The organism is Maricaulis sp. (genome assembly GCF_017642925.1).
GTDB lineage: Bacteria > Pseudomonadota > Alphaproteobacteria > Caulobacterales > Maricaulaceae > Maricaulis.
Genome location: NZ_JAEPOL010000011.1, coordinates 23,643 through 36,318 on the forward strand (window position 1 = coordinate 23,643; position 12,676 = coordinate 36,318).

The 12,676-nt window shown below is 65.3% G+C and carries 13 protein-coding genes; 8 read left to right on the plus strand and 5 right to left on the minus strand.

Translation table 11 applies throughout. The features are described from left to right. Nucleotides 1–6: 6 nt before the first annotated feature. Both flgG and flgF read right to left on the minus strand, forming a co-directional pair. Nucleotides 7–792 carry a flagellar basal-body rod protein FlgG gene (gene flgG / locus JJ918_RS10275; RefSeq protein ID WP_291886684.1) on the minus strand — a complete coding sequence of 262 codons (786 nt, stop codon included), beginning with the start codon at nucleotides 790–792 and terminating at the stop codon, nucleotides 7–9. A gap of 14 nt (nucleotides 793–806) precedes the next feature. After that, nucleotides 807–1,559, minus strand: coding sequence for a flagellar basal-body rod protein FlgF (gene flgF, locus JJ918_RS10280; RefSeq protein WP_291886687.1), 753 nt, complete (start codon nucleotides 1,557–1,559; stop codon nucleotides 807–809). Between the two features lie 258 nt (nucleotides 1,560–1,817). Between flgF and JJ918_RS10285 the strand changes: the two genes are divergently transcribed. From JJ918_RS10285 to JJ918_RS10305, 5 genes are read left to right on the plus strand one after another with little or no spacing between them, the layout of a single operon-like run. Then, entirely contained in the window at nucleotides 1,818–2,393 is a 576-nt protein-coding gene (locus tag JJ918_RS10285) for a flagellar basal body-associated FliL family protein (RefSeq protein WP_291886689.1), read from the plus strand. 21 nt (nucleotides 2,394–2,414) lie between these two features. Continuing rightward, nucleotides 2,415–3,548: a flagellar motor switch protein FliM gene (gene fliM / locus JJ918_RS10290; RefSeq protein WP_291886692.1), complete on the plus strand. Its 1,134-nt coding sequence runs from the start codon at nucleotides 2,415–2,417 to the stop codon at nucleotides 3,546–3,548. After that, the gene (locus JJ918_RS10295) at nucleotides 3,545–3,946 is read left to right on the plus strand and encodes a DUF6468 domain-containing protein (RefSeq protein WP_291886695.1); all 402 of its coding nucleotides are present in this window, start codon (nucleotides 3,545–3,547) and stop codon (nucleotides 3,944–3,946) included. The genes fliM and JJ918_RS10295 overlap by 4 nt, the downstream gene beginning before the upstream one ends. A gap of 3 nt (nucleotides 3,947–3,949) precedes the next feature. Then, on the plus strand, nucleotides 3,950–4,711 hold the full coding sequence (locus JJ918_RS10300; RefSeq protein WP_291886697.1) for a hypothetical protein: 762 nt from the start codon (nucleotides 3,950–3,952) through the stop codon (nucleotides 4,709–4,711). Continuing rightward, on the plus strand, nucleotides 4,695–8,123 hold the full coding sequence (locus JJ918_RS10305; protein WP_291886700.1) for a hypothetical protein: 3,429 nt from the start codon (nucleotides 4,695–4,697) through the stop codon (nucleotides 8,121–8,123). Before JJ918_RS10300 ends, JJ918_RS10305 begins: the two co-directional genes overlap by 17 nt. Nucleotides 8,124–8,223: 100 nt before the next feature. Here the strand turns inward: JJ918_RS10305 and fliP are convergent, their stop codons facing one another. Continuing rightward, the gene (fliP, locus tag JJ918_RS10310) at nucleotides 8,224–8,979 is read right to left on the minus strand and encodes a flagellar type III secretion system pore protein FliP (protein ID WP_291886703.1); all 756 of its coding nucleotides are present in this window, start codon (nucleotides 8,977–8,979) and stop codon (nucleotides 8,224–8,226) included. Then, complete coding sequence (locus JJ918_RS10315; RefSeq protein ID WP_291886706.1) at nucleotides 8,976–9,305, minus strand: flagellar biosynthetic protein FliO; 330 nt, start codon at nucleotides 9,303–9,305, stop codon at nucleotides 8,976–8,978. Before JJ918_RS10315 ends, fliP begins: the two co-directional genes overlap by 4 nt. A 106-nt stretch (nucleotides 9,306–9,411) precedes the next feature. Between JJ918_RS10315 and flgB the strand changes: the two genes are divergently transcribed. Genes flgB through fliE form a run of 3 tightly spaced genes read left to right on the plus strand, consistent with a single transcriptional unit; the run spans nucleotide 9,412 to nucleotide 10,634 of the window. Beyond that, nucleotides 9,412–9,852 carry a flagellar basal body rod protein FlgB gene (gene flgB / locus JJ918_RS10320; RefSeq protein ID WP_291886709.1) on the plus strand — a complete coding sequence of 147 codons (441 nt, stop codon included), beginning with the start codon at nucleotides 9,412–9,414 and terminating at the stop codon, nucleotides 9,850–9,852. A 15-nt stretch (nucleotides 9,853–9,867) separates the two neighbouring features. Next, entirely contained in the window at nucleotides 9,868–10,281 is a 414-nt protein-coding gene (gene flgC, locus JJ918_RS10325) for a flagellar basal body rod protein FlgC (RefSeq protein WP_271185909.1), read from the plus strand. A 38-nt stretch (nucleotides 10,282–10,319) separates the two neighbouring features. Further along, complete coding sequence (fliE, locus tag JJ918_RS10330) at nucleotides 10,320–10,634, plus strand: flagellar hook-basal body complex protein FliE (protein WP_291886713.1); 315 nt, start codon at nucleotides 10,320–10,322, stop codon at nucleotides 10,632–10,634. 65 nt (nucleotides 10,635–10,699) lie between these two features. Here the strand turns inward: fliE and JJ918_RS10335 are convergent, their stop codons facing one another. After that, nucleotides 10,700–12,553, minus strand: a complete 1,854-nt coding sequence (locus JJ918_RS10335; protein ID WP_291886715.1) for a DUF885 family protein — start codon at nucleotides 12,551–12,553, stop codon at nucleotides 10,700–10,702. Nucleotides 12,554–12,676 lie beyond the last annotated feature (123 nt).

The window sequence follows — 12,676 nt, forward strand, 5'->3', positions numbered from 1 at the left end:
GCTCCGTTAGCGCAGGTTCGAGGAAGCAGCGAGCATCTCGTCGGATGCCGTGATGACGCGGGCATTCATCTCGTAGGCGCGCTGCGCCTGGATCAGGGCCGTGATCTCGGCGACCGAGTTGACGTTGGAGCCTTCCACGAAACCCTGGCGGATGATGCCGTAGCCCGGCGAGCCCGGCGTGCCGACAGAGGCGGTGCCGGAAGCGGCGCTTTCCAGATAGAGATTGTCGCCCGTGGCTTCGAGGCCGGCCTCGTTGAAGAAGGTCACGAGTTCCAGCTGGCCCACGGTGGACGGTTCGGTCTGGCCGTCGATGAGCGCCTGGACCTGGCCCTGGGCGTTGATCGAGACTTCGCGAGCGCCCTGCGGAATGGCGATGCCCGGTGCGACCGTGTAGCCGTCGGAGGTGACGATCTCGCCTTCCGGGCTCAGGGCGAAATTGCCGGCGCGGGTATAGGCATCGGAACCGTCAGGCAGCTGGACGCGGAAATAGCCGCGGCCCGAGATCGCCAGGTCGTAGGTATTGCCGGTGTTCGACAGCGGACCCTGTTCGGTGATCCGGTAGATGGCGTCGGCCTGGACGCCGAGACCGACCTGGACGCCCGTCGGCACGATGGTGCCGGCGTCGGAGGAGTTCATCCCCATGGCCTGGACGTTCTGGTAGAGCAGGTCCTGGAACTGGGCACGCTGGCGCTGGAAGGCCGTCGTGTTCATGTTGGCCAGGTTGTTCGAGATCACTTCGACATTCAGCTGCTGGGCCTGCATGCCGGTGGCGGCGGTGGTGAGGGAGCGCATGGTTCAACTCCTCCTTAAGAGACGCGGCCGAGGCGCTCGATGGCGCGCTTGTTCAGGTCTTCGGCGTCGTTCAGGAATTTGGACACGGACTGGTAGGTCCGCATGATGCTCATCATGTCGGTCAGTTCGGTGATCGACTCGACATTGGAGCGCTCGACATAGCCCTGGCGCACGACCGGATCGAAGGCCGGCTGGGGCTGGTTTTCCGGATCGTCGGCATTGGCGACCGTGTAGCGGCCATTGCCTTCCTTGGTCATCAGCGAGCGGTTGGGCACTTCGAACACGCCGATGCGGCCGACGGCCTGGCCGTCCTGCATGATCACGCCGCCGTCGACCACAATGGTCTCGGTCGCGTTGGGGTCGAGCAGGATCGGGGCGCGGGTGTCGGCGTCGAGCACCGGGGCACCGTCGGCAGCGACCAGCTGGCCGTCGGCATCGGTGCGGAAGCGACCGTCACGCGTATATTGTTCGGTGCCGTTGAAGTCGACGGCGAAGAAGCCTTCGCCCTCGATGGCGACGTCGAACTGGCGGCCGGTGAAGTCGAGCGCACCCTGGCTGAAGTCGCGGCCCATGCCCCAGTTCGTCACGTACTGAAGCTCTGACGGTCCGTCGGCGTGTTCGGCGGTGCGGGCGGGCTGGTTCTCGAGAAGCAGCGACTCGACCTTGAAGCCGGCCGTGTTCGCGTTCGCGATGTTGTTGGCGATGACGTCCATGTCCCGGCGAAGGGTCATCTGGCGCGTCAGGCCGATCATGATTGCGTTGTCCATCGGGCGGTTTCCTTTCTGGATACCTGGTGTCGCCGTCGTATCGCAGCGATTGCCCGACAAGTTGCACGCAGCGTGCCAAGGTTAATTTTGTTGGTTATCAGCCACTTGGCCCGATCGCCTTGGGGGACAGGCCTGCCGGGTCCGGCAATCCTGTCCGGGCGGGTGGGAAGAAGTTGCCGGGGCGGGGGGAGCACTACGAAACGTTAACCGCAGTGACCGTTAATAGGCCCAGGACGATTCCCCCGTTTGGAGCCCGCAATGGCCGACGAAGAAACAGAAACCGAAGACGGCGCCGAAGGCGAAGAAAAGGCCAAGAAGAGCCCGATAAAGCTCATTCTTTTCATTGGCTTGCCTGTGCTGATCCTGCTGCTCGCGGGTGTCGGCGGCTTCCTTCTGTTCTCCGGTGGCGGCGACGATGCGGCCGAGCATGCCGATTCGTCGCATGGCGAATCGGGGGGTGACGGGCATGGCGGCGATACGCATGCCGCGGCCGAACAACATGCCGAACCGCATTATTTCGACCTGCGCGAGGGCGATGGCGAGGTGGAGACGATCACCACCAACATCCGGTCTTCGGATGGCCGCCCGGTTCTGGTGCAGCTTAAATTGTCCTTCGAGTCCACGAATCCGGAGATGGAGAGCATTCTCCAGTCCCATGTGGATCCGATCATGGACCAATTCATCATGTTCCTGCGCGAGCTGCGCGAGGACGATCTCTACGGGTCGGCGGGTATGCACCGCGTGCGGCTGGAATTGCTGCGCCGGGTGAATCTGGCGATCGAGCCGGCCCAGGTGGATGCCGTGCTCATCCAGGAATTCCTGATTGTCGACTAACGCTTAACTGGACGGATTTCGATGTCTGACGACTTGGATCAAGACGCGCTGGCCGCCGAATGGGAGGCAATGGCCGAGGACGGTGACGACCTCGACCTGGCGTCCGAATGGGAGGCAATGGTCGGCGGCGGCGACGATGACGACCAGGATCTTCCCACCGTTGGCGGCGGACCCGAGCGCATCCTCAACCAGGACGAAATCGACAGCCTGCTCGGCTTCTCGCTGACCGACGACGATGCCGCCGACAAGTCCGGCATCCGCGCGATCATCAATTCGGCGCTTGTAAGTTATGAGCGCCTGCCGATGCTGGAAATTGTCTTCGACCGCTTGGTGCGGCTAATGACGACCAGCCTGCGCAATTTCACCTCGGACAATGTCGAGGTGTCGCTCGATAATATTTCATCCATCCGCTTCGGCGACTACCTCAACTCGATCCCGCTGCCGGCGATCCTGGCCGTGTTCCGGGCCCAGCAGCTGGACAATTACGGCCTGCTGACGGTCGACTCCAACCTGATCTACTCGATCGTGGACGTGCTGCTCGGCGGCCGCCGCGGCACGTCGGCCATGCGGATCGAGGGGCGTCCCTACACCACGATCGAGCGTATGCTGGTGCAGCGCATGATCGAAGTCGTGCTGGGCGATGCCAAACAGGCTTTCCAGCCGCTGACCGAAGTCGATTTCGATCTGGAGCGCGTGGAGACCAATCCGCGCTTCGCCGCGATCGCCCGCCCGGCCAACGCCGCCATTCTCGTCAAGCTTCGCATCGACATGGAAGATCGCGGCGGCCGCATCGAATTGCTGCTGCCCTATGCTACCCTGGAGCCGATCCGGAAGATGCTGCTGCAGCAGTTCATGGGCGAGAAGTTCGGCCGCGACAATATCTGGGAAGGCCACCTGGCCACCGAGCTGTGGTCGACGAACATGGAAGTCCAGGCCGTTCTGGACGAACAGCGCCTGCCGCTCGGCAAGGTGGCCGATCTCAAGGTCGGCGACACGCTTTTCCTCGACGCCACCCCGAACAGCGAGGTGGAGTTGCGTTGCGGCCAGGTGCCGCTCACCCGCGGCCGCATGGGCCGTATCGGACACAATGTTGCCCTGCGCCTGAGCGGTCCGCTCTCGCCGGGGGCCAAGAAAGCGATGATGAGGTTCGCATGACGCTCGCAGCTCTGGTTTTCGAAGGCCTGGTGGCCGCGCTTCTCGTCGTTGCCGTCGTGATGTGCTTGCGTGTCGACCGTCGTCTGAATGCCCTGAAGAAGGGACAGGACGGCGTGCAGTCCTCCGTGATCGCGCTCAATGAGGCGACCGATCGTGCCCGGGCCAGCCTGGCTGCCCTCGAGCGCGCCACCAGCCAGTCCGGTGATGTGCTGGAAACGCGCGTCGCCGAGGCCCGCAAGCTGGCCGACGAGCTGCGGCTGATCACCGGCGAGGCCGATCGCCGGGCAGACAGCCTGTCGTCGCGCCGGGCCCCGGCTCCGAGCCGCCGCCGCGCCAGCGAGATCTTTCCCGAAGGCGCCGGCTCGCGCGTCATCAACGATCTGAAGGATGTGAGATAGGTCATGCGCGAACCGGTTCGTCTGCTCGCCGTTCTCGCCGTCCTGATGGGCGGCCTGTTCGGCCTGAAAGCCCTGTCGGTCGCCAATGGCGCCGCCGATTGGTGGGAAGCCCATGCTGCCACGCTGCTCGCCGAAGAGGCGACGCCGCAGGAAAGCGGTGACGGCCATGACACGTCTGCCGATGCGGACGCCGCACATGATGCCGAAGAGGGCGAACACGCGGCGGAGACGCCGGCCGCATCGCCTGTTCCGGACACGGCGTTCCAGCCAGCCGGTGACGTGTCTGCCGCCTTCGCCGAACGCATTGCCAGCGGCATGCGCACGGCCGAGGAAGACCGCGTCTTCTATCGCCTGCGCGAACGCTCTGCCGAACTGGACCGCCGTGAACAGGAACTGGAAACCCGCGAAGCCCTGATGCTGGCCATGGAACAGCGCGTCGACGGCAAGATCGAGGAGCTCAACACGCTACGCACGCAGATCATGGAGCTCACCGACAGCCTGTCCGAACGCGAAGGTCAGGACATGCAGGTGATCGTCGACTGGTATGGCGCCATGGATCCGGGCGATGCCGCCGAGCGGATCGCCAGCCTGGACATGGAAACCCAGATCCAGATCGCCTCGCGCATGTCGCAGCGCAAATTCGGGCCGATCCTGGCCGAGATGACGCCGGACGCCGCTGCCGCGGTGACCCAGCGCATGGCGACCCGCAGCGACCTGCCCGATACCGTGGCGGAGCTGGAGGCCCGGCTTGCCGAAGGCGGCTAGACATATCGCCTCTCTGACCGGCGGGCTGACCCTCGCCTTGCTCGGTTCGACAGCCCTGGCCCAGACGGCCGGGGCGTTTGTCGTCGAGCGCACGGGTGCGGGCGCGCGCATCGTCATTGACTATGACGATGCGATCGCGAATGCGCGCCCGTCTGCGGCTGCCGATGTCGAACACACTGTCCTGATCGTCCGCCTGAGCGAACCGCTGGAGGCGGATGTCGCCGGTCTGGCCGATCAGCTTGGCAATCTGGCAGCCCGTGCGCGTCTCGATCGCGACGGCTCGACCCTGCGCATCGCCCTCAACCAGACCGCCGACGCCCATGTGTCGTCGAGCTATGACCAGGTGGCGATCGATATCGTTCCTGTCGGCGCGCCGGCGCCTGCACCGATCGTGTCGCCGCGCGAGGCGCGCGAGCGCGAAGAGGCGCGTCAGGCTGCCGAGCGCGCGGCCAATCCGCCGCCCGTGCCGTTGGTTGACGCACTGCCGGTGCAATACCGCGTCGGGCAGGCGACCGAATACACACGCATCGAGTTTCTCTGGCCTCGCGAGGTCGGTTTCGAACTTGCGCAGAGCGGCAATACCGCGACCATCCGCTTTGACGCCCCGGCCGATATCGAGCTGGGCCGTCTGCGCGGATCGCCGCCGCGCTTCCTGGAAAACGTCCGCGGCGAACGCGATGTGAATGACTGGGTTCTCACGCTGGACGTGACGGACGGTGTCGAGGTGCGGGCCTGGAATGAAGGCGGCCGCGTCGTTGTGGACCTGCCCGATCCGGACGTGGCAAGCGCGGCAGCCCTGCTGGCCCAGCTCGGCGATCTGTCAGCCGAAACGGGCGGCGAAGCCGAGCCGGAAGAGACCGTTCCGGAAGAGGCTGCCGATACAGTGTCCGTCGCGGATGCCACAGAGACGCCGGCCCGCGGTCCTGCACAGCTGCAGCCGGAACCGGCGGCCGAGCCCCGGCCCGCAGAAGACGAGCCGGTTGCAGACACCCAGTACGTCTCGGCCGACGCCCCGATTGTCGCTGAAGGCGGCGACCCCGTACCGGCCGATGGCCGCGTGCGCGCGAATGTCTCCGAGTTCAATGGCGACCTGCGGGTCGAGTTCGACTGGGCGGCGCCTCTGGGCGCGGCCGTCTTCCGCCGCGGCGAGGCGGTCTGGATCGTGTTCGATGCGGCGGCCGATATCGACCTGCGCGAGATGGAAATGGCCAATCGCCGCCATGTGCGCGACTACACGGCCGTGCGCGGTGAGGACTGGTCGGCCGCGCGCATCGCCGTGCCCTCGACCTCGCAGGCCGAGGCACGGATCGAAGGCGCGCGCTGGACGGTGGTTTTCTCCGAACGGATCGACTCGCCGCCGCGTCCGATCAATGTGCGCCGCGATGCCCGCCGCACGAGGCCGGGCCGCATCCTGATGGATATCGCCGATCCGCGCGCCATCCGCTGGATCGAGGACCCCGTTGTGGGAGATCGGATCGGCGTGGTCACGGCCGGTGCGCCGGTACAGGGCCTGACCGCCCGCCGCGACTTTGTCGGCGGTGCGCTGTTGCCCAGCGCCCAGGGCGGCGCCGTGGAAGCCATCGCCGAAGATATCGAGATCAGCCTGATTACCTCGGGTGTGGCGATCAGCCGCCCGGAAGGGCTCAACCTGTCGCCGGCATCGGAGGCCGCTGCGGCGGGCGCGGAGAGCTCGGTCCTGTCGAACATTTCCTCGCCAGCACTGATCTATTTCGATGCCTGGGACGGCGACAGCTACTTCCGGCGTGACTGGAATGCCCGCCTGCGCCGTGCGGCGCTGGAAGAGGGCACCGACGGCAAGATTGCACTGGCCCGCTTCCTTCTGGCCAATGAGCTGGCACCGGAAGCGCTCGGCATGCTCGATCTTGCAATCCAGCAGGACGCCTCGCTGGCAAACGATCCCCATGTGCGCTCGCTGCAGGGCGTGGCCAGCTACATGATGGACCGGCTGACCGACGCCCAGACCTATTTCTCGCATCCCGCGCTTGCTGTCGATCCGGCAGCCGATCTCTGGCGTGCGATGACAGCCGTCGGCGAGGAGCGCTGGGCCGATGCCCGCCGCCGCTTCGCGTCCGGTGACAGCACGATCTATTATTATCCGCCGGTCTGGCAGTCGCGGTTTCTGGTCGCCCACGCCCGTGCTGCGATGGAGTTGCGGGACTATGCGGCCGCCCAGGACCTGCTCTACCAGGCTGAGGCCGGCGAACCGGATGACCGGACGCGTCGCGAGGCGCAATACATCCAGGCACGCCTGGCCGAGGCCGACGGCCAGATCGAGCAGGCGATCGCGCTGCTGCAGGATCTGTCGGATTCCGGCGACGCACAGATGGAAGCCAAGGCGCTGTCCGACCTTTATCGCCTGCAGCTGGCCGCGGGGCAGATCACCCGCACCGAGGCGATCGACGCGCTGGAAAACCTGCGCTTCCGCTGGCGCGGCGACACGATCGAACTGGATACGGTGCGTGCGCTGGGCGAGCTCTATGTCAGCGCCGGCGAATATGCGCGCGGGCTGGAAACGATGGACACCGCCCAGGCGCGCTTCCCGGATACCGAAGCCGGCCGCCGGATCGGCGAGGACATGGATGCGATCTTCCGCCGTCTCTTCCTCGATGGCGAAGCCGATCGCATGGATCCGGTCGAATCTGTCGCCATTTTCTACGAATATCAGCACCTCGTGCCGATCGGCGCCGACGGCGACCGCATGGTGCGCCGCCTGGCCGAACGCCTGATCGCCTTCGACCTGCTCGATCCGGCCTCCGAACTGCTGCAGCACCAGGTGGAATACCGCCTGCGCGAGCCGCTCGCCCGGGCGCGTGTCGCGACCGATCTTGCGGTCGTCTACCTGATGGACCGGCGCTATGAAGACGCGATCAACGCCTTGCGGACATCCCGCATCGCCGGCCTGTCCGAAGAGCTGCGCAATGAGCGCTACCTGCTCGAAGCCCGTGCCTATTCCGAGCTGGGCCGTCACGAGCAGGCGCTGGAACTGATCGCGTCCGATCGCTCGGCCCCCGCCAACCGGCTGCGTGCCGATATCGCCTGGACCCAGCGCGACTGGCCGATGGCCGGCCGGCGGCTCGAGGCCCTGCTGGGCAACCGCTTTGCCGATACCGAGCCGCTGGATGCGTCCGAACAGGCCGATGTCATGCGTGCGGCGATTGCCTATTCCTTGGCCCGCGACACCGAAGCCGCCGTGCGGCTGGGCGAGCGTTATGGCGAGGCCATGGCCGGGACGGAACAGGCCGCAGCGTTCGAGCTGCTGACCGACGAAAGCGCGCCGGCGGGCAATGCCCGCTTCTCCGATCTCGCCACGCGGATCGCCAGCATCGACACGCTGGACGCTTTCATGGAGCCCTTCCGCGACCGCTTCACCAATAGTGGCGGACCGAGCTAGGGCTGTTGCTCCGGCTGCGCTGACATATCTCTCATCGGAACGACACTGGCCTGCGCGGACGCGCCGCGGAGCGTGATGCGTCGTGGGCGACCGGCCCGGGTCAGCCCCCGCCTATCGTCCCGAAACTCTGCATCAGCGAGCCGGTGACGAGGCGCCAGCCGTCGATCAGGACGAAGAAGATCAGCTTGAAGGGCAGGGAAATCACGATCGGCGGCAGCATCATCATACCCATCGACATGAGGATGGAGGAGACGACGAGGTCGATGATCAGGAAGGGGATGAAGAGCAGGAAGCCGATCTCGAAGGCGCGGCGCAGTTCGGAGATCATGAAGGCAGGCGCGACGATCCAGAATGAGGTGGCTTCCGGCGTATCGGGCAGGGGCTGTTCCGACATCTCGATGAACAGCGCCAGATCGTCCTCGCGCGTGTGGGCCAGCATGAAGGTCTTCAGCGGACCGGTCGACAGGTCGAAAGCTTCGGTCAGCTCGATCTCGTCTTCCATCAGCGGCTGGATGCCCTGTTCGTATGACTGGGTGAAGACCGGTGCCATGATGAAGCCGGTCAGGAAGATCGCCAGCGAGACGAGAACGGCGTTCGGCGGGCTCTGCTGCAGGCCCAGCCCGGTGCGCAGCAGGGACAGAACGACGATGATCCGCACAAAGCTGGTCGTCATGATGACGATGGAAGGCGCCAGCGACAGGACGGTGAGCAGGGCGACCAGCTGCAGCACGCGCTCGGTCAGATCGCCCTCGGTGCCGGTATCGATCGTGATGCTCTGTGCCTCGGCGCCCGCACCCAGAAGGGTGATGATGCCCAGGACGAAGAGCGCAGCGCAGACCCAGAAGCCCTTTTTCATGCCGCATCCCCCGTCTCGATGGCCTGTGCCGGGCGTGCGGCGGCCGGCCGGCTGGCCAGCACGGTTTCCGCTTCCGCTCCCAGAAGGACCACATGTTCGGTGTCGTCAGCCTGCACGATGACCACGCGGCGGCGCGGGTCGATCACCAGGGTTTCCTTGAGGCTCAGCCGGCGCTCCATGCCGGCGCCGAAGCCGCGCAGACCGGTCATGCCCTGCAGGATCCAGCCGCGGCGCACGGCATAGCCGAACAGGCCGAGTGCGCCGACCAGCACGGCAAGCACCGAAACGGCGAAGAAATAGTGGGTCCAGTCGACGATATCGGTCATCGGGCCTTTGCCTCATAAGAGATTACCCGCTTGTCCGGTGATGCGGTTAAGTGCGCGTTAACTGTGACGGCGCACCTTCGTTAACGGTAGAAAAGGGGATTCGCGGATGCGGCCCGACGACGTGTCAGTGCTGGCACTTCTTCGACAGTCGATGAGCTTCAACACCGAGCGCCAGCGGGTGATCTCGGAGAATGTGGCCAATGCGAACACGCCCGGCTACACCGCGAAGGATCTCGACGAGAGCGAATTCAATCGCGCGGTACAGCGCCAGTTGCGCGGCCACGAGGCCGGCAATGGCCCGTCGCGCGTGCGCATGCTGACCAGCGAGGCCGGGCACATGTCCGGTTCTGCCGGCGGTTCGGCGTCGCGCAACTGGGAAGCGTCCGACGCGCCGGATTCCGAAACCACGGTCAACGGCAATTCGGTCGTGCTGGAAGAACAGATGGTGCGGGCCCAGGAAACGCGCATGCAGTACGAGAGCGCGCTGACCCTGTACCAGAAGAGCCTGGGGCTGATCCGTATGGCGATCAAGCCGGCCGGCCGCTAAGTGAGGAGCTAGAGGATGAGCGACGCATCTGACGCCATGTCGATCTCCGCTGCCGGCCTGCGGGCCCAGGCAGCGCGCATGCGCATCATCTCGGAAAACCTGGCCAACGCCGATTCCACGGCGCGCGAGCCGGGCGGGGATCCCTATCGCCGCCAGATCCCGGTCTTCGAGGCCGAGCTGGATCGCGTGACGGGGCTGAACCATGTCCGCATGAATGATGTCGCCTATGACCAGACCGAGTTCACGCTGGAATTCGACCCGGGCCACCCGGCCGCGGATGAAGCCGGCTATGTGCGCACCTCTAATGTCGAGACCCTGGTCGAGATGATGGATATGCGCGAGGCGATGCGCTCCTACGAAGCCAATCTGAACATGATCGAAAACAGCCGGCGCATGCAGGAGCGTACGCTGGACCTGCTGCGCCGCTAGAACCGCGCGCGCCGCTCTCAGAATGAGGATGTGAGCCCATGGCTGCCGATCTTTCCGCCGTCCAGGCCTATCAGGCCGCGGTCCGTGCCGCCCAGCAATCAGTGGGTGGCGCCAAGGAAGCCGAAGCGACACCGTCGCTCGACTTCGGCAATATGGTCTCCTCGGCCATTGCCGATACCTCCGGCGCCCTGGCCAATGCCGAACAGATGACCGCCGCCGCGGCTGCCGGCGAAGCCGAGTTGCTGGACGTAGTCACGGCCGTGTCCGCCGCCGAGATCTCGCTGGAAACCGTCGTTGCCGTGCGCGACGAGGTGGTCCGCGCCTACCAGGAAATCCTGCGCATGCCGATCTAGCGCCGCTGACAGATACAATCAGATAAAAGACCCCGGCCGTGGCCGGGGTCTTTTTCTTTCTGCTTCTATTGCGCGGACTGGACCGAGGCCGTCCAGGCCTCGACTTCCTCGGTCAGCATCGACAGCGGGATCTGGCCCGAGGCGAGAACCGTGTCGTGGAAGGCGCGAACGTCGAAGGCATCGCCCAGCGTGCGCTCGGCCTGCTCGCGCAGGGCGACGATATGGTTCTTGCCGACCTGGTAGGCTGTCGCCTGACCGGGGAAGACCACATAGCGCTCGACCGCCGGGATGATGTCGGCGTCGGAATTGGGCGTGTTCTCCTGCAGGTAGGCGATGGCCTCTTCGCGCGACCAGCCATTGGCGTGCAGGCCTGTATCGACCACCAGGCGGCAGGCCCGCCACAGCTCCATCGCGATACGGCCGGCATTGAGATACGGGTCTGAATACAGCCCCATCTCGACCGGCAGGGATTCCGCATACAGACCCCAGCCTTCCGCATAGGCGGTGTAGCCGACAAACTGGCGGAAGCGGGGGAGGTTTTCCATTTCCTGCTGGATCGAACGCTGCAGGTGGTGGCCCGGAATGCCTTCATGATAGGCCAGCGTTGCCATCTGGTAGATGGGCACGCTCGTCATGTCGCGCAGATTGACATAATAGACCGCGGGCCGTGAGCCGTCGGGCGTGGCGTTCTCGTAGAAGGCCAGGCCGGCGCCGGCTTCGCGGAAGGGTTCCACCCGCCGCACGACCAGTTCCGCTTCGGGCAGGGTGCCGAAGAATTCGGGCAGGCGTTCGCGCACCGTCTCAATGATTTCCGTTGCACGTTGCATGTAGGCCTCGCGGCCCTCATCTGTATCCGGATAGTAGAATTGCGGATCCTCGCGCAGGAAGACGAAGAAGTCCTGCAGGCTGCCCTCGAAACCGGTCTGCGCCATCACCTCGCGCATCTCCGCATGCAGCCGGTCGACCTCTGCCAGGCCGAGCGCGTGGATCTCCTGCGCCGTCATGTCGGTCGTGGTGAAGCCGGCGAGCAGATTGTTGTAGAAGGCTTCGCCATCGGGCAGGTCCGCGACGCCATCGGCCGTCGCCGAACGGTCCCGATGATCTACCAGCATGGCTTCAAGACGCGCATAAACCGGTCCGAAGTCTTCGAGCAGTGCCGTGCGGGCCTGGTCCAGAAGGGCGGCCTGTTCGGTATCTGTCAGGTCGAGTGCGCCGACCTTGCGCTGGAAGTCTGCCCAGAGGGGATGATCCGGACCGTCATCGAAGGGGGCACCGGTCTGCAGGCCCTGCACGGTGGACAGGACGCGGTCATAGACCCAGGCGGGCGCCTCGATGCCCTGCGCGAACCGGTATTCGGCCTCGGCGATGTGCATGTCCATCACATCGTCCAGGGCCGAGAGGCGCTGGATATAGGCTTCGGCATGGCCGGCGGTTTCGATGCGGTGCTGGCCGATCAGGAAAGCCAGATAGCCGGTGTGCGGTCCGAACAGCTGGTTGAAGACATAGCCGTAGCGGTCGAAGGGTTCGGACTCCGCCGCGCGTTCGGCGCTGTACTCGAACAGGCGCCAGGACATCTGGCCCACCGGGTCGAGTGCGTCGAAGTCGAACCGCGTGCGCATCTCTTCAAGCCGGGCCAGGCTGCGCTGGTTCGCGGCCTCAAGTGCCTCCGGGCTGATATCGTTCCAGCGGCCATAATCCTCGTCGATAATGCCCAGGCCGGTCTTGTTGGCCGGGAAGTATTCCAGTTCTTCCTCGAAATTGCCTGCGAACCAGGCGTTCAGACGGTCGGTCTCCGTTTCCTGCGAGATGCTCTGGCGCGCGGTGTCCTGTGCGAATGCAGGTGCCGCGGCGGCTCCCGTTGCGATGATGCAGGTCGCCAGCACGACAGCACGCAGCGGTGCGATTTTGGCAAATGACATGATTTCCCCTCAGCCAGTTGAATCGGCAAGATCGGGGAGGCTGTCCTTCGGGACTCTGGCGCCGTGCTTACAGCGCCGTAATGGCGCGCCCGCTACCGCACAAGAAAAGGCCCTCCGGGTGAG

Bases quoted from the DNA above. Each gene is read 5' to 3' on its own strand.
- flgG (WP_291886684.1), bottom strand. From the start codon at position 792: ATGCGCTCCCTCACCACCGCCGCCACCGGCATGCAGGCCCAGCAGCTG.
- flgF (WP_291886687.1), bottom strand. From the start codon at position 1,559: ATGGACAACGCAATCATGATCGGCCTGACGCGCCAGATGACCCTTCGC.
- JJ918_RS10285 (WP_291886689.1), top strand. From the start codon at position 1,818: ATGGCCGACGAAGAAACAGAAACCGAAGACGGCGCCGAAGGCGAAGAA.
- fliM (WP_291886692.1), top strand. From the start codon at position 2,415: ATGTCTGACGACTTGGATCAAGACGCGCTGGCCGCCGAATGGGAGGCA.
- JJ918_RS10295 (WP_291886695.1), top strand. From the start codon at position 3,545: ATGACGCTCGCAGCTCTGGTTTTCGAAGGCCTGGTGGCCGCGCTTCTC.
- JJ918_RS10300 (WP_291886697.1), top strand. From the start codon at position 3,950: ATGCGCGAACCGGTTCGTCTGCTCGCCGTTCTCGCCGTCCTGATGGGC.
- fliP (WP_291886703.1), bottom strand. From the start codon at position 8,979: ATGAAAAAGGGCTTCTGGGTCTGCGCTGCGCTCTTCGTCCTGGGCATC.
- JJ918_RS10315 (WP_291886706.1), bottom strand. From the start codon at position 9,305: ATGACCGATATCGTCGACTGGACCCACTATTTCTTCGCCGTTTCGGTG.
- flgB (WP_291886709.1), top strand. From the start codon at position 9,412: ATGCGGCCCGACGACGTGTCAGTGCTGGCACTTCTTCGACAGTCGATG.
- flgC (WP_271185909.1), top strand. From the start codon at position 9,868: ATGAGCGACGCATCTGACGCCATGTCGATCTCCGCTGCCGGCCTGCGG.
- fliE (WP_291886713.1), top strand. From the start codon at position 10,320: ATGGCTGCCGATCTTTCCGCCGTCCAGGCCTATCAGGCCGCGGTCCGT.
- JJ918_RS10335 (WP_291886715.1), bottom strand. From the start codon at position 12,553: ATGTCATTTGCCAAAATCGCACCGCTGCGTGCTGTCGTGCTGGCGACC.